Annotated in this window: 19 protein-coding genes and 2 tRNA genes; 14 read left to right on the forward strand and 7 right to left on the reverse strand. The window is 25.9% G+C overall.

Going from position 1 to position 23,150, the window contains the following annotated elements:
* Positions 1-30: 30 nt before the first annotated feature.
* Both recO and NLO413_RS00890 read right to left on the reverse strand, forming a co-directional pair.
* A complete protein-coding gene (gene recO, locus NLO413_RS00885) occupies positions 31-747 on the reverse strand; it encodes a DNA repair protein RecO (RefSeq protein ID WP_045808679.1) in 717 nt (238 codons plus the stop codon).
* 15 nt (positions 748-762) lie between these two features.
* Positions 763-1,194 carry a hypothetical protein gene (locus NLO413_RS00890; protein ID WP_045808680.1) on the reverse strand — a complete coding sequence of 144 codons (432 nt, stop codon included), beginning with the start codon at positions 1,192-1,194 and terminating at the stop codon, positions 763-765.
* Between the two features lie 70 nt (positions 1,195-1,264).
* Between NLO413_RS00890 and argS the strand changes: the two genes are divergently transcribed.
* A complete protein-coding gene (gene argS / locus NLO413_RS00895; RefSeq protein ID WP_045808681.1) occupies positions 1,265-2,995 on the forward strand; it encodes an arginine--tRNA ligase in 1,731 nt (576 codons plus the stop codon).
* Positions 2,996-3,543: 548 nt separating this feature from the next.
* Here argS and rsmA read toward each other — a convergent pair.
* Positions 3,544-4,338, reverse strand: a complete 795-nt coding sequence (rsmA, locus tag NLO413_RS00900) for a 16S rRNA (adenine(1518)-N(6)/adenine(1519)-N(6))-dimethyltransferase RsmA (protein WP_045808682.1) — start codon at positions 4,336-4,338, stop codon at positions 3,544-3,546.
* A gap of 170 nt (positions 4,339-4,508) precedes the next feature.
* Here rsmA and NLO413_RS00905 point away from each other — a divergent pair.
* The 6 genes from NLO413_RS00905 (at position 4,509) to NLO413_RS00930 (ending at position 8,376) form a co-directional block, all read left to right on the forward strand.
* Positions 4,509-4,582: transfer RNA gene (locus NLO413_RS00905), tRNA-Thr, on the forward strand.
* A gap of 23 nt (positions 4,583-4,605) precedes the next feature.
* On the forward strand, positions 4,606-5,325 hold the full coding sequence (locus NLO413_RS00910; protein WP_045809335.1) for a triosephosphate isomerase: 720 nt from the start codon (positions 4,606-4,608) through the stop codon (positions 5,323-5,325).
* Between the two features lie 11 nt (positions 5,326-5,336).
* A complete protein-coding gene (locus NLO413_RS00915; protein WP_045808683.1) occupies positions 5,337-6,302 on the forward strand; it encodes a TAXI family TRAP transporter solute-binding subunit in 966 nt (321 codons plus the stop codon).
* A gap of 5 nt (positions 6,303-6,307) precedes the next feature.
* A complete protein-coding gene (tsaD, locus tag NLO413_RS00920) occupies positions 6,308-7,342 on the forward strand; it encodes a tRNA (adenosine(37)-N6)-threonylcarbamoyltransferase complex transferase subunit TsaD (protein WP_045808684.1) in 1,035 nt (344 codons plus the stop codon).
* 247 nt (positions 7,343-7,589) lie between these two features.
* Positions 7,590-8,150 (forward strand): septal ring lytic transglycosylase RlpA family protein, encoded by a 561-nt coding sequence (locus NLO413_RS00925; protein ID WP_232295891.1) that lies wholly within the window; start codon positions 7,590-7,592, stop codon positions 8,148-8,150.
* A 152-nt stretch (positions 8,151-8,302) separates the two neighbouring features.
* Positions 8,303-8,376, forward strand: a tRNA-Met gene (locus NLO413_RS00930).
* A gap of 4 nt (positions 8,377-8,380) precedes the next feature.
* Here NLO413_RS00930 and NLO413_RS00935 read toward each other — a convergent pair.
* Together NLO413_RS00935 and fabG are read right to left on the reverse strand one after the other, a co-directional pair.
* Entirely contained in the window at positions 8,381-9,136 is a 756-nt protein-coding gene (locus NLO413_RS00935) for a hypothetical protein (RefSeq protein WP_198138887.1), read from the reverse strand.
* Between the two features lie 155 nt (positions 9,137-9,291).
* The gene (fabG, locus tag NLO413_RS00940; RefSeq protein ID WP_045808687.1) at positions 9,292-10,023 is read right to left on the reverse strand and encodes a 3-oxoacyl-[acyl-carrier-protein] reductase; all 732 of its coding nucleotides are present in this window, start codon (positions 10,021-10,023) and stop codon (positions 9,292-9,294) included.
* Between the two features lie 204 nt (positions 10,024-10,227).
* Here fabG and putA point away from each other — a divergent pair, with 204 nt between their 5' ends.
* From putA to terL, 7 genes are all read left to right on the forward strand, one after another.
* Positions 10,228-13,359 (forward strand): bifunctional proline dehydrogenase/L-glutamate gamma-semialdehyde dehydrogenase PutA, encoded by a 3,132-nt coding sequence (gene putA / locus NLO413_RS00945; protein WP_045808688.1) that lies wholly within the window; start codon positions 10,228-10,230, stop codon positions 13,357-13,359.
* Positions 13,360-13,526: 167 nt separating this feature from the next.
* Positions 13,527-13,850, forward strand: a complete 324-nt coding sequence (locus NLO413_RS00950; protein ID WP_045808689.1) for a hypothetical protein — start codon at positions 13,527-13,529, stop codon at positions 13,848-13,850.
* A gap of 270 nt (positions 13,851-14,120) precedes the next feature.
* Positions 14,121-14,672, forward strand: a complete 552-nt coding sequence (locus tag NLO413_RS00955) for a head-tail connector protein (protein ID WP_045808690.1) — start codon at positions 14,121-14,123, stop codon at positions 14,670-14,672.
* Positions 14,669-15,049: a hypothetical protein gene (locus tag NLO413_RS00960; protein ID WP_045808691.1), complete on the forward strand. Its 381-nt coding sequence runs from the start codon at positions 14,669-14,671 to the stop codon at positions 15,047-15,049. The genes NLO413_RS00955 and NLO413_RS00960 overlap by 4 nt, the downstream gene beginning before the upstream one ends.
* A 6-nt stretch (positions 15,050-15,055) precedes the next feature.
* On the forward strand, positions 15,056-15,439 hold the full coding sequence (locus NLO413_RS00965) for a phage tail tube protein (RefSeq protein WP_045808692.1): 384 nt from the start codon (positions 15,056-15,058) through the stop codon (positions 15,437-15,439).
* 78 nt (positions 15,440-15,517) lie between these two features.
* A complete protein-coding gene (locus tag NLO413_RS00970) occupies positions 15,518-16,105 on the forward strand; it encodes a hypothetical protein (RefSeq protein ID WP_045808693.1) in 588 nt (195 codons plus the stop codon).
* 386 nt (positions 16,106-16,491) lie between these two features.
* A complete protein-coding gene (gene terL / locus NLO413_RS00975; RefSeq protein WP_045809336.1) occupies positions 16,492-17,904 on the forward strand; it encodes a phage terminase large subunit in 1,413 nt (470 codons plus the stop codon).
* A 1,435-nt stretch (positions 17,905-19,339) separates the two neighbouring features.
* Here terL and NLO413_RS00980 read toward each other — a convergent pair.
* Entirely contained in the window at positions 19,340-20,239 is a 900-nt protein-coding gene (locus tag NLO413_RS00980) for a hypothetical protein (RefSeq protein WP_045808694.1), read from the reverse strand.
* Positions 20,240-20,899: 660 nt separating this feature from the next.
* Positions 20,900-22,195, reverse strand: coding sequence for a hypothetical protein (locus tag NLO413_RS00985; RefSeq protein WP_156965550.1), 1,296 nt, complete (start codon positions 22,193-22,195; stop codon positions 20,900-20,902).
* Positions 22,196-23,150: the final 955 nt, after the last annotated feature.

Genomic DNA, 23,150 nt, shown 5'->3' on the forward strand with positions numbered 1-23,150 from the left:
TGGAGTATGAAAATTTTTTAAAGACATAAATTATAATTGATTGATTAGTTCATTTCTGTAGCTTGATAAAGCTGTGTTATTAATGGAGAGGTTTTTTTGTAAGAAATATCCTAAAATTTTTAAACTTAATTTAAATTCTTTATTAGAGCATTGATATGTATCATCATTGTTGTATATATCTTGTAGAATTTTAGGTAGTGGGAATAATTTTTTTTTATATTGTAATCCTACATCCTGGGATATAGCTTTTCCTGTTTTAGGGGATATAAATTTTAAATTATGATTTGAGTTATTAACAGCACATTTTGATAGGTCTAGTGCAAATCCTAATTGTGATAATATATTTAACTCTAATTTTAAATATTGATTGTACCAGTTAAAATTACTTTTTGTGGCTTTAATAAAATTAATAAAAGATTGATATATAACTGGTTGTGCTTCATTCTCTGGTAGAACTTTATCTATGAGCGATGTAATTGATGCCATGCACATTAGTTTTATACTGTCATAGAAGTAGTGTAAAGTTGATGAAATTAACTCACACTTAAGATATCCTAAATTACTTATTGATTTTGCAGACCACATAACATTAATATAATCGCCTACTTGTAAAATAGATGTTTTTTTAATAGCATTTTTTGTTAAACCTTTTGATAAACCATGCTGTTTAGTTAACAAAGAAATTATTAAATGTTGGTCACCGTACTTACGTATTCCTACGATTATTCCTTTATCCTGCCATCTCATGACAATAATATAGCTTTATGTATTATTTATGTTATCCTTTTGCGTTCCTATATAATAATGTTTAGAAGTTCCTAGTTTTTTTAATTCATCTTCATGAACATCATTAAGCTTTTTTGTATGACTACAGTACTGAATAAATCCAATATCTGAATCTGGTGTTAAGATTTTATTTGCATATACTAAGTACTCATTACCTATATTTAAGTTTATATTACAACTTTGACTGTATGTAGAAAATATAAATATGTTATTGTTATTAACATTTTTCCATGCATCATATACTAGAAACTTTGCTATATATTCTACAGGCGTGATATAGATAATATCTTCTACCCTACCACTAAAAATGATATCATTTTTAGTAGAGATATTATGACTGCAATTGCAAACATCTGCTAATGTATTGTGCGCAAATGATAATAATAATAATAGTATAACTTTTTTCATTTTTTGTACTTTCTATGAGAGTGATAAGTCCATATAATAATATATATCAAATTAAGTTAAAGCCATATTAATGAATTTATTTAGTTACATTAGAGATCTTATACTACAGAGGATTTATTCTTTAGTAAAAAAAAATTTGATTAGATTTGATGATAGTTTAATTAATAAATTGATAATAGGACCACCTTCTAATAATGAATATGGTGACATATATACTAATGCTGCATTAATTATTGGTAAATTTGAAAAAAAAAATCCATTAGAAGTATCTCAAATATTAATTAAAGAATTACGTCTGATAAAAGAAATATCATCTATAGAAGTTGCACCTCCTGGATTTATTAATCTTAAATTAGAAATGAAATTTTTGTATAAAGTGTTGTTTAGTATTAACGTATTAAAGTCAGAATATGGTAAGGTTAATTTAGGAAAGGGTGAAAAAATTAATATTGAATTCGCATCTGCAAACCCTACAGGACCATTACATATAGGGCATGCTCGTGGTGCAATTTTCGGTGATGTTTTATCGAATTTACTTGAGTGGGTAGGCTATCAGGTTACTAGGGAATATTATATTAACGATGCAGGTAATCAAATAGATATATTAACTCAATCTGTATACTTAAGGTATAAAGAGATTCTAGGGGAAAATATAATTATAGAGGATGGATTATATCCAGGAGAATATTTAAAAGCTGTAGCACAGGGATTGTTTGATTTATATCAAAACAACTTACTGAATATGGATAAAGATGAGAAGATGAGTATAATTCAAGATTTTACTTTAAATTATATTATGAATCTTATTAAGAATGACATGCATTGTTTAGGGATTAAGTATGATATTTTTACATCAGAAAAGCAATTACATAGTAATTTTTTTATTGATAATTGTATAACAAAATTGCAAAAAAAAGGGTTAATATATTATGGTGTTCTTGATAAACCAAAAGGTAAAGAACAATCTGATTGGTCTTCAAGGGAACAAATGTTATTTCGATCAACAAAGTTTGGCGATGATGTAGATAGAGCTCTTAAAAAAAAGGATGGAAGTTGGACATATTTTGCCAATGATATAGCGTATCATTTTGATAAAATATCTCGTGGATTTTATCGCATGATACTAGAATTAGGGTCTGATCATGCAGGATATGTTACAAGGTTAAAATCTGCAGTAAAAGCTTTAAGTGACGGCAAAGCTACAATAGATATAAAATTACATAACATAGTTAACTTTCTTGAAAATGGAGAACCAATTAAGATGTCGAAAAGAAAGGGAGAATTTTTAACTGTTAAAGATGTAGTGGAAAAAGTTGGAAGAGATATTACAAGATTTATTATGCTGACTAGAAGAAGTGATATGGTGTTAGATTTTGATTTTGCAAAAGTAGTAGAAAAATCAAGAGATAATCCTATATTTTATGTACAATATGCTCATGCAAGGGTTTGCTCTTTAATACGTCGTTGTCCTAATTTATTAGTATTGGATGATGTAAATTTTAATGTTCTTTCTTCTAATGAAGAGTTATTTTTAATTAAATTACTTGCAAGGTGGCCAGATATTATAGAATTATCTGCAAAAACTTTTGAACCACATCGTATTGCTTTTTATTTAATAGAGGTTGCAGAAGCATTTCACGTACTTTGGGGATATGGTAATAATAATGTTAATATGAGATTTATTATTGATGATGATATACATATTACTTCTGCAAGAATGTATTTAGCTAAAGCTGTATCTTATGTCATAGCCTCAGGTTTAACAATATTTTCTATTTCTCCAATAGAAGAGATGTCATAGGATATTCTTAATATATTAGTTTTTCTATCTTAAAAGGTTTATGGTGAAGTGCACTTAGTAGTTTTTTTTTAATAAGCAATTGTTGAAAAGTATGGAAATGGAATTTGTGAGATTTGATATGTTAGAGCATATGAAATCTTATACTTATTTCTAGAGCTATTATATTTTTTCCTGGATATATATTTTATGTGTGTGTAGGGGGGGGGAGGGGATTGTTAACAGATCTAGTTTAGGACATACTCAAATATTGTTTGGTAAAATAGAAAAAAACTTAAAGGATATATTCATGAAAATTATGGCTATGTAATTGATACATATGGTAAAAAGTAAGTTTTGTAATATGTAGTCGTTAATTATATAGCTGAAGATTATGTTTATAATGATGAACATAGCTATTTTATTTATCAAATTTATTTATAAAAAAATTTAGAGTTGCGTTAATTTATGTAAAAAAAGTAGAATTTTATATTCTGATGTTGGTATAAGAGTAGTATAAGTAAAATATAGAATAATTTCTTTATTGTGATATATAAATGAGTTGTAAATTCTTAAAGAAGATTTGCTATTTTACAAAATTGTTCTATAGAGATATTTTCTGGACGTAAAGTTCTGTTAATATTAGCTAATTTAAGAATACTTTCTACATTATTGGTAATGTTCTTTAGACTTTTGTGTATCATTTTACGTCTATAATTAAATGTAGCATTTACTACATTTGCAACTTTATGATAATCAGTTTGAATTTTAGGAGTTAATAGCGGTGTTATATAAAGAATAGAAGAGTGTACTTTAGGTAATGGGTGGAACATTTCAGGAGTTAAATCTTCCATTTTCTCAACATTACATAACAACTGTACTAATACTGATAAAGTACCATAAGATTTGCTATTTGGTTGTGCTAATATGCGATTTGCAACTTCTTTTTGAAACATTAATGTTAAGCTACTAAAATAACTTATATTATTAAGCAATTTTAGTAATATAGCAGTTGAAATGTTATATGGTAAGTTTGCTATGATTTTAACAGGAGGTTTAGCTAATGTTGTGAAATTTATGTCAAGAGCATCAGCAATTTTAAATTCATATTTACCATGATAATTCCTAGCTAGTTTAGCATATATATCTGTAAAACGATGGTCTTTTTCTATAGAAATGAGTTTTTTAGGGTTATTTTTTAATATAGATTCCGTTAAAATTCCTAATCCTGCACCGATTTCAATAATGGAATAATTGTTAATATTTTTTGAATATGATACAATTTTATCAGTAATATCACTTGACGTAATAAAATTTTGGCCAAGTGATTTATTTGCTTTGATTTTATAAAGTTGTTTATTCTTCATAAAATTTTTTATAAATTTTTTATACAGTTTATGTATTATAATACAATTACCTATATAATGGTAGTTAATAAAAGTATTTACTTAATTATTAATAAAAGGGGTTGACTTTTATTATATGATATATAATTATGTTAGAGAATTTCGGTAATTATATTTATTTTATTCAATTAGCCGACTTAGCTCAATTTGGTAGAGCAATTGACTTGTAATCAGTAGGTTGTCAGTTCGATTCTGACAGTCGGCACATGCGGTTTGAGTGTTGTTGTAATGTCGTTTATTATCGTTGCTAACTGGAAAATGAATGGTTGTCCATTAACATTTATGGAATTTAGTGAAAGCTTGAATTCATATTTAGCAGATGATTATACTAATAAACAAAATTTAACAATAGTGTTATGTCCCCCATTTATTGCTATGTCTAGTTTTATAAAATCTAATTTCATGGTGAAACTTGGAGCACAAAATTGTTATTATGAAAAAAGTGGCCAGTATACAGGTGAAATTAGTGCAGACATGCTGAAAAAATGTAATTGTGAGTATGTTATTGTAGGACATTATGAAAGGCGTCAGCTTTTTTATGAATCTGATGATGAAATTAGGCTTAAGGCTCAGAGCGTAATAGATGCAGGGTTAATTCCTATTATTTGTATAGGTGAAACTTTAATTGATAGAAATAATGGTATAACACGAGATGTATTGCTAAGCCAGTGCGAAAAGTGTTTACCTAAAAATGGTGATTTTATAATAGCTTATGAGCCAGTATGGGCTATAGGTAATAATACTTTACCATCTATTGAAGTAATCAATGCATCTTTTGAAATTATTAGGTCATATATTAATTCTTGTAAATTAGTATATGGTGGCTCAGTTAATTATCACAATATACACAATATAAGAAAAATTCAAAAATTAGATGGCGTTGTAGTTGGTAATGCAAGCCTAAATATAGATAGTTTTTATAAAATAATATGTAATATTGATTGTTAAGGATATCTTTAATGAAAAAATTTATTATAATACTTGTTATTTTTTTATCTTTTAAAGCTAATGCAGTAGATTTAAAGAAGGAATTTGTTTTAATTGGTACAGGATCTATGACAGGTGTTTACTATCCGGTTGGTAGTAATGTTTGTAAATTTGCGTCATATAGTAATAAACAATCTTTAAAAAAAATTATTTGCTCTATTTCTTCAACTACTGGTAGTATTTATAACTTAAACTCCATGCGTATGAATAATATGGATGTTGGTATAGTACAATCAGATTTAGAATACTATGCATATAATGGACTAAATCTTTATAAGAAAATGCCTCCTATGAAAAATTTAAGATTATTAGCTTCTTTGCATCGGGAGTATTTTACTTTAGTAACTCGTAGAGATTCTGGTATACATTCAGTTAATGATATAAAAGGAAAAAAAGTTAATATTGGCGCTCCTGGAAGTGGAATTAAGGTTATGATGTTAAAATTGTTTAAAGAAAAAGGATGGTCAAAAAAAGATTTTTCTGTGATTTCAGAGTTAAAAGCATCAGAACAAGTACAAGCGTTGTGTGATGGTAAAGTTGATGTAATTGCAGATTTAGTAGGTCATCCTAATGCTGCAATGCAGGAAGCAGTTGTAACTTGTGATGCTATTTTTATTCCTTTAGATGATGAGCTAATATCTAAATTTAATGTTAAGTATCCTTATTATCAAAAAAGTATAATATCAGGTGCAATATATAAGAATGATCCACAAGATATACAGACATTAGCAGTAAGAGCTTCTTTGCTAGCAACAACAAATTTGTCTGATGATATAGCGTATTTAATAGTAAAATATATTGCTTTACATTTATCTGATTTTCAAAGATTAAGTGGTGCATTGAAAAATTTAACAATTAGTGATTTATCGCAATCAAGCTCTGCGCCTATTCATAAAGGAGCAGAAAAGTATTATAAAGAAATAGGTATTCTTAAATAGTTTATATGTATTTTTTACATGAGGCAGAAGTTACAGTATTAGGAATAGAATCAAGTTGTGATGAGAGTGCTGTTTCAGTTGTAAGTAGTCATGGAAAAGTTTTATCACATAAAATGATATCTCAAAAAGAGCATCAAGATTATGGAGGTGTTGTTCCGGAAATTGCGTCGCGTGCTCATTTAAGATTTTTAAGTGATTTAGTCTACCAAGCTGTATCAAATGTAGTAGATTTTGAAAATATTGATGCGGTTGCTGTAACTTCAGGTCCTGGGTTAATTGGAGGTTTGATAGTAGGGGTTATGATTGCAAAGGCGATTGCCAGTGTCATGCAAAAGCCTATTATTGCTATTAACCATTTAGAAGCACATGCTTTGGTTGTGCGTATGTTTGATAAGGTAAATTTTCCTTTTTTATTATTAATAATTTCAGGAGGTCATTGTCAATTTTTAATAGCTTATAATGTAGGAAAATATAAAAAATTAGGATCTTCTATAGATGATTCATTAGGTGAAGCATTTGATAAAATAGCTAAAATGTTGAATTTGGGTTATCCTGGAGGGTCATCAATTGAAGAAAAGTCTATTAATGGTAATAGTAGGTTTGTTTTGCCTAGAGCATTGCTGAATCGTGCAGGATGTGATTTTTCATTTTCTGGTATTAAAACAGCTGTAAAGAATATTATACATAAGGAAAAAGTTATTGATGATCAAGTGATATGTGATATATCAGCATCTTTTCAAGAGTGTGTTAGTGATATTTTAGTGAATCGTATTTGTAATGCTATAAAGGTAACTAATGATATAAATTTTAATATAAAGCAAATGGTTGTTACTGGAGGAGTAGCTGCAAATAATTTTCTACGTAGTAAAATTTTGTCATGTGCAAGGGATCATAATTTTGAAGTATTGTTTCCTCCACAAAATTTATGTACAGATAATGCTATTATGGTTGGATGGGCCGGTATTGAAAATTTCTTTGTTGGAAACATAAGCGATTTAAATTTTGTGCCAAAATCTAGATGGGAATTAGAGGATATGTAAATTATATTATAATAGTAGTTTATATTGTGAACATTAATCTTAAAATTAAGTTGATATATTTTTATGATTTTGTACACTATCTTAGAATTTTTTGTGTGTTTATTTTTTGTTTTGAAGCATGATATTTAAGTTTTTTTTTATTTATGTATTTACCTTATTAAGTGGGTGTTACCTTAGTCCTTATAATAATAAGTTTTATTTTGCTAATAAATCTCATGTGGGTCATTATAAGATAGGTAATAGTTATATGATTAATGGAATTTCTTATAAGCCGCAGTATTATGATTATTATGAGGAAGTAGGTATTGCATCTTGGTATGGTGCTGAATCGCATAATAAAACTACTGCAAATGGTGACAAATTTAATAGATTTTTGTTAACTGCAGCGCACAAAACTCTGCCATTACCTAGTTTTGTGGAAGTTACTAATTTAGAAAATGGGAAGAAAGTTGTAGTAAAGGTAAATGATCGTGGACCATTTGTGAATAATAGAATTATTGATCTTTCAGAGCAAGCTGCTATAATACTAGGGTTTCGTGATAAAGGTATAGCTAAGGTTAAAATTACTTACTTAAAAAAAATGTCACAAGATTTGGTTCATAGTGTTCCATCTTATAGGAAGCATTACGAAAAAACTATAGAAGATTATAGAAAAAATAGATCGGTAACTGATGTTAATGTTGGGTATCTTTCCAAGATTCAAGATGTGAATCATGCTAAAAATATAGTATCAAAATTAAGAAGTCAGGGATTGCGTAATGTTAGATTGCTTTTTAAAGATAATATGTATTGTATATATATAAATTAACTGATATATAATATTTTATTATATATGTTTTTTTTTATCAAAAGCTTCATGATGATATGTACGATAGTTATAATGATAAGAAAATTATATATGAAAAGTAAGTTTTATTTACTTCATAGTGATTATTATCATGTGCTATTAGAGTGCAATATGGCTAGGTAGCTCAGTTGGCCAGAGCAGAAGAATCATAATCTTTTGGTCGTGGGTTCGAATCCCTCCCTAGCCACTTTTTAGTAAGATAAGATGGTATTAGTAGATAGAGTATTATTTTTTTGTATATGTTTTTGTTTTGCTACAGATACTTCTGTAATATAAGTAGCTGAGGTTAATCCTATACTAGCTATTGTACAAATTATCCTAATAATTGGACCTAGAGGAAAAATACTAGTAATATTATTTATATTGCTGATTTTATATAAGTAAAAATGTTCAGTTTGTTCCAATATATTAATTATTTTACCGATAGTTCCTATTACGCTAATAATAAACATTGCAATGCGTAAATATAATAGCGTTTTAAGCTGGTTATGGATTTTTTTATTTATGTGATTGCCTTGCAATTGATAATAGGAGTCATAAATTAGTAAAGGAGAAGTAATTATTAATTTAGTAAATAAGCACATTAAGTCTATTTTTCCCTTTAAATGTATTGTGACAGTGTTATCATTTATTATTTTGAAGTTACCGATTATTATTTGAATAATAGCTAATATTTGTATTATTACTGCTATTGTAGTAGCTATTGCGTCTATAATATATGCTGTAGTTTGTAATTTATTTGGGTTGCTATTTCTTCTTAACTTATTATATAGTATGCTATATGAAGCTAGTGTAAGTGATGTGTTTGTTATGCAATGGAAAACCTGAATATATGCAATTAATGCAAGTATTATACGTGAAAATAATACAAGAGAAGTATTTAATAATATGAAAGATTTTATACTAATGGGTAAATTTATCTTTGCAAGTTGTATTAGTATTGTCAAAAGAAAAGCTATACTATAGATGATATATGATATTAAGGAAAGTATAAATATAAGATTATGATATCTAGCATAAAACAGCCGCAAAAAGCGAGCAATAATAAATTTTTGACATGCATCTAGGCGAAGTATGATTTTATTATACATTATTAGCTATATTAAATCATACCTCCATTAACATGGATTGTTTGACCGGTAATATATTGACTTACATCACTTGCTAAAAATAGGGCTACTGCAGCTACTTCTTTAGGGGTACCCATTCTTTTCATTGGAATTTTCTCAAGAATGTAGTTTTTTTGTTTTTCTGATAATATGGATGTCATAGGAGTATCGATAAAACCTGGTGCAATACAATTTACGGTAATGTTACGATTAGCAAATTCTAGTGCTATGGACTTACTCATGGCAATTATTCCTGCTTTAGAGGCAGCATAGTTTACCTGACCAATGTTTCCAGTTATTCCAACGACTGATGAAATATTAATGATTCTACCACTATTATTTTTTAATAATGCCTTGCATGCATTGCGATTTAACTTAAATGTTGTACTTAGGTTAAAATTGATGACTTTATCCCAGTCTTCATTAGACATACGTAAAGTTAACTTATCTAATGTAATACCTGCATTACATACAATACCATCGAGCCCAGACATAGCGCTTACAGCACTATTAACTAAACTTTCAATTTCTTCGTTAATTGATAAATTACAAGCTATAACATGTGTTTTATTTTTGCATTCCTTTGATAAATCCTGTAAAGCATTTACCCTTGTGCCAGATAAACAAATTTCTGCACCTGCATCAGAAAATAGTACTGCAATAGCTTTTCCTATACCACCTGAAGCTCCGGTAATTAAAAATTTTTTTCCTAATAAACTAAACATCGGATTAAATATATTAATTATGTTATAACACTATATTAATTTACGTTTTATGACAAATGATTTTTTGTATAATTATGGCTTAAACTTAAATAGTAGAAATCTTGATATAAGAATATTGTGTGATATTCTAGTTAACATAATCTATTATGTTATGAATTAATGTTGTTAACTAATTAGTCATTAAATATTTGAGGATTGATGTATATGATAAGTTCTTTACAGGAACCTGATGAGCTTCGTAAGCGTTTACAAGGTTTAAATCGCACTGATGAAAAAAGCTATGTTAGATATTTGACAGAAAAAACAGAAATTTTACAAGATTCTAAAGTACGCATTTATAATACAGCCAAGCAAATTATTGAAAAAATAAAATTGAGTAAAAATTCAAGTATAGTAGATGCATTTATACAGGAATATGGTCTATCTAATGACGAGGGCATTGCTTTAATGTGTTTAGCAGAATCTTTATTAAGAATTCCTGATAATTGTACTATTAATGATCTAATAAAAGATATATTGGTAAATACTGCCTGGAGTAAGCATATAGGAAGATCTTCATCTATCTTTATTAATGCATCAACGTGGGGATTATTAATAGGTGGGCATGTTTTAAAGGATAAGGGTGATAATTCCAAATGGTATAATACTATTAGTAACTTAATAAAAAATATGGGAGAACCTATAATTCGAAAAGCAGTTACTAAAGCAATGTATACTTTAGGTAAAAATTTTATTATAGGAACAAGCATAGAAGATGTTTTAGATAATGATAAGAATATGAATCAGCTCTATTCCTTTAATGTACTTGGTGAGTCGGCTAGAACCATGGAAAGCGCTGAAAGGTATTTCAAATCTTATGTGCATACTATCAATGTAATAGGTGCTTATAAAAATTCACAAGATTTATTAGATTCACATGGAATATCAGTAAAACTTTCTACATTGCATCCAAGATATGAATTTTCTCAAATACACCTTATTATAGATGATTTAATGTTTAAGCTATTAGAAATATGTAAGTTAGCAAAACAATATAATATTAGTGTATATATAGTTGCAGAGGAGGCAAGTAGATTAGAAATATCATTGATTATTTTTGAAAAATTATGTCTTGACCAATTACTAGCAGGATGGAATGGATTAGGTTTTACAGTGCAATCATATCAAAAAAGAGCTTTAGCTGTTATAGACTTTTTAGAGGATATAGCTATAAGATCAAATCGAAAAATATTGTTACAACTTGTTAAAGGTGCTTATTGGGATTATGAAATAAAAAACACTCAAGAACTTGGGTTAATTGATTATCCTGTATTTACAAGAAAGGCATATGCAGATGTATCTTATTTAGCTTGTGCTCAGAAAATTTTAAATAAACCAAATACTTTTTATCCGTGTTTTGCAACTCATAACGCATACACGCTTGCTACTATTTTAGAAATAGCCGATAAAGATCATCCAGGATTTGAATTTCAACGATTATATGGTGTAGCTCAAAACTTACATGATTATATTACTCAAGAATTAGCTGATAATATTAAATGTCGAATTTGTGCACCAATCGGTGATTATCAAGATTTATTACCATATCTTATCAGAATGTTACTAGAGCAAGGAGCTAATAACTCTTTTATTAATAAAGTTAATGATAGTAGTATATCAATTGACAAATTATTAGAAGATCCGTTGGAAAAAGCAAAATTGTTAGAATACTTACCGCATCCTAGTATTCCTTTACCTAAAAACTTGTTTGGCAATGATAGAATTAATTCTTCTGGCATTGATATTACTGATTCAATAGTAGTTTCATCGATAAAGTTAAAGATGGAAGATTATAAGGATACATTATGGAAATCATGTCCTATTATTAACGGTGAAGAAATTTTTAACGATTTTCAACAAGTATTTTCTCCTTCAAATTTGGATAATGTTATAGGGGAAGTATCTTTTACAACTCCTGAACAAGCAATACAAGCCCTTGATATAGCCCATCAATCTAGTATAGCTTGGAAAAATGTTAATGTAATGGAACGTGCTGCCATACTAGATAAAGTAGCTAATGAATTAGAAAATGATAAATTAAAATTTATAAATTTATTAATAAGAGAATGTGGAAAAGTTTTATATGATGCAATTTCAGAAGTGAGAGAGGCTATAGATTTTTTACGTTACTATTCAATGAATGCTAAAAAGGAGTTAAGTGAATGGCAAAAATTACCTGGACCTGTGGGAGAGGAAAATTATATTTACTTTGATGGTAGAGGCGTTTTTTTATGTATATCTCCATATAATTTTCCACTATCAATATTTTTAGGACCTATAGCAGCTGCTCTTGTTACTGGTAATACTGTGTTAGCTAAACCTGCCGAACAAACTTCTATAATAGCTTATGAAGCGGTAAAATTACTACATAGGTCTGGGATACCAAAGGATGTATTGCATTTTATTCCTGGAAAAGGAAAAATTTTGGGTGATACTTTATTGAGTAATAGTAAAATATCAGGTGTTGCGTTTACCGGGTCGATTGAAACAGCTAATATTATTAATAAGAACATTGCTAAAAGGAACGGTGGAATAATACCATTTATTGCAGAGACCGGTGGGTTAAATACAATGATAGTTGATAGTTCAGCATTAATTGAACAGGTAACTAATGATGTTATTATATCTGCATTTAGAAGTACTGGTCAAAGGTGCTCTGCGTTAAGGATTTTATTTGTACAGGAAGAAATTGCCGATAAACAAATTGAAATGATATGCGGTGCAATAAAAGAGTTACGAATAGGTGACCCTATGCTTTTAGAGACAGATTTGGGTCCAGTGATTGATAAAGTGTCATATGAAGCATTGGTTGATTATTCACAGAAAATTGCATCTAATTTTAAGTTACTTTATAAAAGTGAGGTTAATAATATCCACAATAAAGGATATTTTTTCCCGCCGCATATTTATGAAATAGAAGCAATTTCACAATTAGAAAAGGAGGTATTTGGCCCTATATTACATGTTATTAGATATAAAAAATCAGATTTGCCTAAGATTTTAAATGATATTAATGATACTAAATATGGTTTAACTTTTTCTGTACAAAGTAGAATACAAAGCAATATTAATGATATTACTGATAAAATTAATGCTGGAAACATTTATGTTAATAGACGTCAAATAGAATCAGTGGTAGGAGTACAACCTTTTGGTGGACAAGGGTTATCTGGTACAGGGCCTAAGGCAGGTGGCCCATATTACTTACGTAGATTTTTAACAGAAAAGGTTATAACTATTAATACCACTATTGTTGGAGGTAATATTTCTCTTATGTGTTTAGATGATGATGCATAAAAATAGAAATATTTTTTTAGCAACGTAAAATTTTACTACTGATATTATTTTTCTTAATTGAATTATTTTAGTAAAAACATAATTGAATGATAATAAAAGATATATAAGTGCTTCCTATAAATGAATTTGTAATTTAATATATTAATATTAGTATTTTATTAGTTCTTATGTTTAATTTTGATAATCAAATGTTAATTCATGATGATAGAATTAAAACTTTTACAAGCATTATTGATGAATTGATTCATGTTAAAAAATTGGAATTTGAAGCTTTACTTGAAAATTCTATATCTAGTCTTTTAAATTACTTTCAACATATTCTAAAAAAAGAATTAATAATGTTATTGCAGATAGAGTTACATAAGCTTTATGGGGATATTTCTGGTAGTAATTTACAAATGTTTGATAGCTTACAAGGTCAAGAAATTGTTGACAAAATATTGTCTCAAGCTTCAAGTAGAATTCTAGGTGCACGTTTTTATAATGCATAATATAAATATAAGGAATATGTACTTTATATAATTTTGATATTAATAAAGTTGAATATTTATTTTCAGTGATGCAATATTATTACCATAAAATTTGTGTTTATAGTTTTGTGTCATATTGAGGTTACGTGCTAAATTCTTTAATTATATAATATACAAAATAAACATGGAAAAATAGATATACATTATTATGTACTTAGTAAAAATATTAGAAATTAATATTAATGAGGTATATTTTTTGCACTATATTACTTTAATATAATTGAGATTTATATGTTACAAAATTCAATGTTACACATAATTCGAAAAACTTTACCAAAGGTTTTTCCTATAACATTATTAGAAGCAAAATCTTTTTTACGTATTAGGCATAATACAGATGATGATTTAATTATGAATTTGATTGCTATATCTTCTGAATATGCACAATGGTATATGGAGAAATCTCTGATGAAACAGCAATGGCAATTATCTTGCTATGGGAGTATTCCGCAGAAATTGCAATTACCCTTTAACCCTATTATTAATATACTATCAGTAAAAATTATAAATAGTGATCACAGTGAAACTATAGTGCCTACGAGAAACTACTATATAGATCTTTACCAGTCTTCTATTACCTTTAATAGTATAATGTATGTTAATAGAATAGATATTATTTATGAAGCTGGATATAGTACTGATATAATACCAATGCAAATTAAACATGGTATATTGCATCATGTTGCAATATCTTATAAAAATAGAGAATCAGAAACTATTAATAGTTTAAATTTTATTAAGGATATGTATTCTCCTTTTCGAGAATTAAAGTTAGTTTTATGATTTTAATAAATGAAGCATATCAATTAATTTTAAATTTATTAAAATCTGACAAAAATATAAGTAGTATTGTAACAGAAGTTTATGCTCAATTGCCAAAAAAATCTTCTTTGCCTTGTATATGTTTACATGTGAATTCTTGTAAAATGGTTAATACTTTTAGTAATGTAGCATTAGAAGTTTATTTGACTTGTAATGTTTATAGTTATTCTATTGATGATACGTTTATAATTATTGATTATATAAAAAGATTACTTGACGGATATATTTTTAATAAGTTTTCTATGATGTATAGGCTAATTTTTAAGCGTTATCATAATACGTATCATAATGATAGTACTTTGTATTCTTCTATAGAATTTTTACTTTTAATTCAATAATAAGATATGACAATTCTTTTTAAGTTTAAGGATTTAGAGGGAAATTTTATTTTCTTACATAACATAAAAAATATACGTTTTACATTACGAAATAAAAATGATGATATAAAAAGTATATATTCTTTAGGATGGAAAAATATACTAGAAAATTCAGGTGATAAACATATTGTCATCAAAATAAATGGAATACTAGATTATGAGATTGCTGATCGGCTTTTAAGGCAATATTCTTTTAATAATAGTATGATGGAATGTGAATTAATATTTTATAATAAAGAGAAGGTATTGATAAAATGTGTTATTGAATTGTATGAGCGATATTATGAAGTAAGTAGATTTGATGATTTTTATATAACTCTTGTTAGTACTGGTAAAGTAACTTATATATAGGAATATTAATCTTAATTTAATATTTTTTTTAATTTTTAATAATAGAATTAATATTTTTATATTATTAAAATATTAAATATGTTATTACCTACTAAGTTAGTTGCAAGGTTAATCTTTAGATGTGTTAATAGGTGTTATGATGTTAATGTGTTAAAGGATATTCAAAGAGTAGCTAATAGGATTAGTGGATATACTTGTGATGTATCTAAAAAGAAATCTTCATTAAAGATAATGCAGCTTAGTGGTAAAAGTAAAGTAAATTTTTTTAATAAAGCACATTCTTGTCAAAAAGTATGGCAGTTAAAGAAAGTACATAAAGATTATACAATGAAAGTTTTGCAAATTGTGAAAACAAATAAAGTAGTAAGTTTACAAAATGATATTAAAGAAACAATTTTTAGACTTATAAAAGTGAGTATTGCTCATGCAATGGATCCGATACAAAGGTCAGGGGAAACAGCACAGTCAAATATGATATCAGCGAAAAAATATCGTAGAGAAAGTAAATTGAACAAAAAATCTAATTTAAAAATATTAATGAATATTATTTTTTATTCAATATTTCCTATTATGCTTAAATATAATATTAATATTATTAGTACATTAAGTAATGTAAAATCTAAGACAGAGAAAAATATAAATAAACATTGCCAAAGGTCTTTTTAAGGTAGTGGAAAGATGTTATTTGATAATATCCATATATTTAAATAATACACATTTTAACTATTAAAATTAAATAATTTATACTACTTAGATTTTAGTTATTTGATAATGTAAATACTAGAAAATAACTTTAAAATCTCAATCATATAATATTGTATATATACCAATACGTTAAATGTATAGTAAAAAAGTTATTTTATTATTCTGTTATGACTTTATATTAAAAATTTAATTTTAAAAGATCGCATAAAATAGGGAAACATTATTTTAGGGAATTCTATTATGAGGTGCATATCTTGTTAAGATATGTAGCTTGCAGTACTATAATAAAACTTTATAGTAAATTTTTTTTTATAAATTATTTATATATATTAAATATTTTTTGTGATATGAAATTTTTAGAATTTTTAAAATTATGTTTTGAAACAATATCTCCTAATAGTATATTTATCAATAATTGGCATGTTAAGGTAATAGCAGATAGACTAGATGCAGCACTCACCGGTAAAATTAATTACTTGTTAATTAATATGCCTCCACGATCAATGAAATCAATTTGTATTAGTATTGCATGGCCAGCTTGGATATTGGGACTTAATCCTTCATCGAAAATTATAGTTGCAAGTTATTCGCAGATTTTAAGTGAGAAGCTATCTTTAGACACCCGATATATATTGCAATCTAAGTGGTATCAAAAATTATTTCCATATGTTGTATTGTCAAATGATCAAAATACTAAATCAAAGTTTCAGACAACACAGTATGGGTATAGATTTGCAACATCAATAGGTGGATCAATAACAGGAGAAGGAGGAAATATTTTGATATTAGATGATCCTATGAATTTAGTACAATCAGCTAGTAAAATATATAGGCAAAAGGTATGTCATTGGTTTGATCAGAGCTTTATTACAAGAATGAATGATCGAAAAAATGGCATTATTGTTATTGTTATGCATAGATTACATAATGAGGATTTAACTTATCATGTTTTATCGAAGCCAAATCATAAAAAATGGCATCATTTATCTATACCAGTTTTATCAGAGAAGAAAACTAAAATTTATTCTTTAATGCTGCCATGGGTAATAAAAAAAAATCAAAGGAAAAGAAATATTTTATATGTTAGACAAGAAGGAGAATTTCTTTATAAGAGGAAAAATAAAAGATATATTGAAGATCTTAAATTTGATTTAGGAACATATGCTTTTTCCGCTCAATATCAACAGCGTCCACTTAATTTGTCACATGGAATAATAAAATATAAGTGGATACAAAGATATAAATATGATTATAGGTATGAGTCTTGTATTATTCAAAGTTGGGATACTGCAACCTCATTAAATAAAAGTAGTAATTTTAGTGTTTGTACAACGTGGTCTCAAGTTAAAGGATCTTTTTTTTTATTAGATGTATACAGAGCAAAGATAGAATATCCTTTATTAAAAAAGCAAGTAGTTCAACTAGCGGAATACTGGCATCCAAATGTGATTCTTATAGAAGGAAAAGCAAGTGGAATACAATTAATACAAGAATTAAGCAACACAACATTATCAATTATACAAGTTAATCCTGTTGACAGTAAAATAATAAGACTATATAAAGTAATTCCTATCATAGAATCTAGACGTGTTTTTTTACCATATAATGCAGTATGGTTAGATGATTTTGAACAAGAAATTTTATCATTTCCAAACACATGCTACGATGATCAACTAGATAGTGTGACACAATACCTATATTGGGCTTCTAATGTTGAAAATAATATGCAAAGGTGCATACAACAAATGAGAAAATTATAATAGTGTTTCAAGTATAGTAACCTGTAATGTAATTAAGGTGTAAAAAAGTATTTTATTATTCTTATAATTTGATAGGGAATAAAAATGTTAATTATACAAAAATTAAGATATAGTTGCTTAATAAAGTCAGTTTATAATAATATAAGTTATTAACCTAATTATCGATAATAATTAAATAACATAATAATAGAAGTAATTAATTATGTTAAATATTAAGATATAGTTGCTTTATAAAGCTAATCTATAATAATATAAGTTATTTACCTGATTATTATAATAATTTAAATACATAATAATAGAAGTAATTAATTATGTTAAATATCAAGATATGGTTGCTTTATAAAGCTAATCTATAATAATATTAGGTTATTTACCTAATTATCTATAATAATTAAATACATAATAATAGAAGTAATTAATTGTGTTAAATATCAAGATATAGTTACTTTATAAAGCTAATCTATAATAATATTATATTATTTACCTGATTATCTATAATAATTAAATACATAATAAAAATATTAATTATATATAAAAATACCAATCTATATAATTAATTATTAATATTAAAATAGATAATAGAAATATTAATTATGTATAAAAATTGAGATGTAGTTTTAAAATTACTTATTGAAAAAGATAATAGAGGTAAGGTATTATTATATACATAAAATGTTTAAGAATAACTTTTTAACACTTTATAAGTGATTTTATGATTTATGTATCATGTTGATGTGATTAACATAAGAATAAGAATTATGTTTATATCAATTTTAAATTTTAGTAATTTACAGATAAAAACTTTTATTGTATAATCTTTTGTATTATATAAATTATGGGCTTATCAAAGTACCTTAAAAAAATCAACTTAATATTTTAAAGTAATAGTATTTGGCAATCTGACATAAAAATAAAAGAATTTCTTGATTCAAATAAATTTTTTATCTTTAAATTACTTATATTTTTATATTTAAAGTAGTATATAATATATATTCTAATGTGTCAAAAAAAATTAAGTCTAATATTATAGATATAATTAAATATATTAATTTATTTTTTGTATCACAAAGCATTATACTTGCTAATATAAAATCATCAAAGTCTTGAATTGTGTATATTTTATCATGCCATCATGTTGATGACTTTAAATTCTTAAAGAAATTTGCCAGCTTTATTAATTCGATAATGTACACTTACTATATGCATTTATTAATTTACAGATATACATAGTAGATGCAATTGCAATAGATATATAGAAAGATTAATCTAGTTTGGATATTTTATAGAATGCTTCATATAGTTATAGTACAATCAAGAACAAAATAGTATTTTATTTTTGAGTGTTAACATTATTTTTTTTTGAATTTATTACTTGTTACTAATAAAAATTCATAGCAAGCAATGATATAATAATTAAAATTATTAATGTATTAGATCATTTAGAAGTTTGATGATTTAAATTTTCTGTACTACATGATATGGAAGATATGTTACTTTGCAAGTCAGTATCAATATTACTTTTACAAAATTTTTTTACTGCACTAAGCGATGTTAAATAAAGTGCAAGGAATAGTATGCAAAATGATGCACAAAATATAAATATAGTGGATATAACGGATGCATAAAAATGTGTTTTGAATGTATAAGTTCCAGCTATAGCCATAATGCATAATGCACATGGTATTGAAATAAATCCAATATTTTTTAATGTATCATTATAAACAAATTTAATATTTGCATGAAATACTTTTAATGTATTATAAGCAGCATACATTAAGCTCTTATATATGTTTTTTTTGCTTTCTGCTTCATTATTAATTAATTCTGAGTATTTATTATATATTAAGTTCATTTCATTAAGCATGAAAATACTGTGATTACTCATATGATCATTATCAAAGTCTTTACAGCATAGATAATGATTAAATACTTGAAGCCTTTTTACACTTTGTACTTGATTTAGGTTTGTGTTGAGAGTATTGGCACTTAAATAGTGCTTGAATATATGATTATGGATTATATTAAATTCTAATTTAGTACCTTTATAGGTAATTGCATTTTCTAATAAGAATAAAAAATATCTTCTTAACTTGAAAAATTCATCAACTTCTTTCAATTCATGTAAGTCATTTCCTTTAAAACGATCATGTAACATACGTAACTTATATTGATTAGCTATAATAAGTTTTTCTATTTTTTCTAATATTTTATTATGCTCATTAATATAGGGGGAGTGATGAATTACTTCACATTTGATTATATTAATATGGCATAAGTCACATATATTTTTAATTACACATTTTAATTTTTTGCAATTTTGTTCTTGTAAATCCACGAGTATAATATATACAAAATCTAAATTAATTATAAAAAATTATTAAAAAAAGTCAAATATATAAATTATAAATATTATTTAATATATAAGATGATATAATATATTTACTATTATGGTACCAAGTATTTTAAAATATTTTTTTTCATTAACTACAAGTAATACTTTATTTGTAGTGAGAATTAGTATATAGCTTTTGTAATTTATTATTATGTTAAAATTTTAATACAATAGTAATTTACATTATATGATTTAAATACTATTTTCTTAATGGTAAATAATTATGTGTAACAAATATTAACAGTTTTTTTATACTTTATTAGTAATTTATTATTTTTTAAATTAATTATCTGTTTGATTATTTATAGTAGAGGCATTACTACTGTATTTCAGCCTTATTAAATATCATAATTTTTTTATTTAATATTAACTGGTTTTTAATGTTTTGTTAAAAAGATGGATTGTATAAGGATTTATAACTTATTTTATATAGTGTTATTTGTAGTAATAGGTATTATAACCTGCGATTAGTTTTTATAGTAATAAATACAACAATGCAGTTATATTATTGAATTTATATCTTTTTTTTCGTCTTAATTGAACGTAGTTTTCCACGAAAATATATTTGTGGTCCAACATGTAGGATGTTCCAGTAGCAAGATGTTAAAGCAGTCGAGATATTGTTGTAGTAGCAGTAGATGTATTAGTAGGAGCTGTTATAGTAGCAGTAGATGTTGTAGTAGGAGATGTTGTGGCAGCAGGAAATGTTGTAACAGTAGGAGATGTTGTAGTAGCAGTAGATATTGTAGCAAGAGATGTTTCAGCAGTAGTTAATGCTTCAGCAGCAAGAGATGTTTCGGCAGTAGTTAATGCTTCAGCAGCAAGAGACTTTACAGCTGTAGTAGATGCAACATCAAGAGGTATTGTAGTATCAAGAGACGTTGTATCAGGAGATATTGTAGCATCAAAAGATGTTGTAGTATTAAAAGATATAGTTTCACTAGGTTCATGATCATTTATTAAATCACTTAACGGTGTTAAATCTTTTTCATTATCTTTTAGGTATTCTTTTATTCCATCAAGTGATTTTTTACGCTGGTGACGTTCTATAGTAATGTAATATATAGGTAGTGCAATAAGAACTGATAGCAATATTAAAGATGATAAAGCAAATGCATGCAACACAACTTTTTTTGCATCATAACTTATATATAAATATGATAAAATAGATGTGCTACATATAAAAATTGTTAATAAAACAATACTGGCATTTCTTAATATTCTACTTTTATAAATATATTTAATATCTGCATCTAATACTTTTAATGTATGATACATTGCGTGTGTGAAGTTTTGTTTTTCTATCAAATCATTATCTTTATCTTTTTCTATTACAAGTTTACCACATGTGAATGATATTATGTCTAATTCATTACGCATCACATCAATATTATTTTTGATAAAACTTCTATTATTGCCTATAATAGAATCATTATGAAGATCTTTGCAAAAAAGATAGTGTTTCGTATTATAATCATATATTGATAAATATGGAATACAATGCTTTAACAATCTGTTATACCGAAATTTGCCTTCATGTATAGCTTTTTTTGTCTGTAAAAATTTACAAATGTCTTGTTGATAATTAATTGATAAGCTTATTTCTATACCATGATCAGCCATGTTTCTTAAAATTGATAAAAAGTGCCTTCTTAAATAAAGGAAAGTCTTAACATCTTCTGAGTTAAGTTTATTATTATTTATAATCTCTTGATGCAGGGTTGTTATAAGATGTTCATGTTTTTTAATTTCGTGCTCTATTTTGATAATTAGTTTAAGGGTGAAATCAAGACTATTAGAGTTTTTAATTATTAAGTTACTACATGACATGTTACATAAACTGCATATCTTATATACCAAGGATTCCAGCTTATTATCTGACGGTAACGATGGGTACATAAATAATTTCTCCTTATTAAATAGTAAATAAATTAATATATTAATTATATAAAAAATCAATAGAAAAAAAATATATAATTATGTAATGTTTTTTAGCGCAACATAAAAAAAAACGTGAAGTGGAATTATAAAAAAACTGTTAGTAGTCTATGGAACGAAGAAATTATAGGTTATAACTTACCCTTGATGATGAAATATTTCAAGTAAAAATTATACAATGTTATGAGATTATATTTAGGATTTGCAACGCTGTGAGTTTATAATATATATTGGTAATTGAAGATGTTTTATCATATTTGGATGATGCATATATTTTGCGGCTTATTTTTTTCAAATATGTAGGTTATGCAACGTTTTGATTCAGATATACTAATATTTTTAAAATTATTATTAGAGATTAATGTATTAAGTGACTTTTTGTATTTTATAAAACAAATTTTAATTTACTAACAATCCAACAATAACTAATGCGAAATTATAGGCGTAAATTAATAGGTTATACAAAAGTTTATCTAGTAGTTTTGGTATATATTCGCGTATATAAGGCGAACGTACTAAACACAAAAATTAATAAAAGTACTTCCTATAATTTTTAGTATTTTGTTGTATTTATAAATATACTTGCTGTTTATACAAAGAAAAAAATATGTTGTATATGCTGAATTTTTATAGAGAAGATAAATACTTATTGTGTGTTAAATCAATAAAAAAAATGTAAACGTTCTTACTACTATTAATATTTATGTTGAAAAATTTTTGTTTAGTAAAAACATTAGGCATTTTTACTTTAGTTTGTACTGTATTTTTAACTTTATTATTTCATAAATATTAATATTTTTTTTAAAATTCTTATTTTATAGCTTTATTAGTTAATATATAAAATAATATTGTCTCAATATAAGGTATCTGTTAATTCTTTCTAAATCAAGCTCTTATTTAATAAAATCTTAATATA

The sequence above is a fragment of the Candidatus Neoehrlichia procyonis str. RAC413 genome, assembly GCF_000964795.1.
GTDB lineage: Bacteria > Pseudomonadota > Alphaproteobacteria > Rickettsiales > Anaplasmataceae > Neoehrlichia > Neoehrlichia procyonis.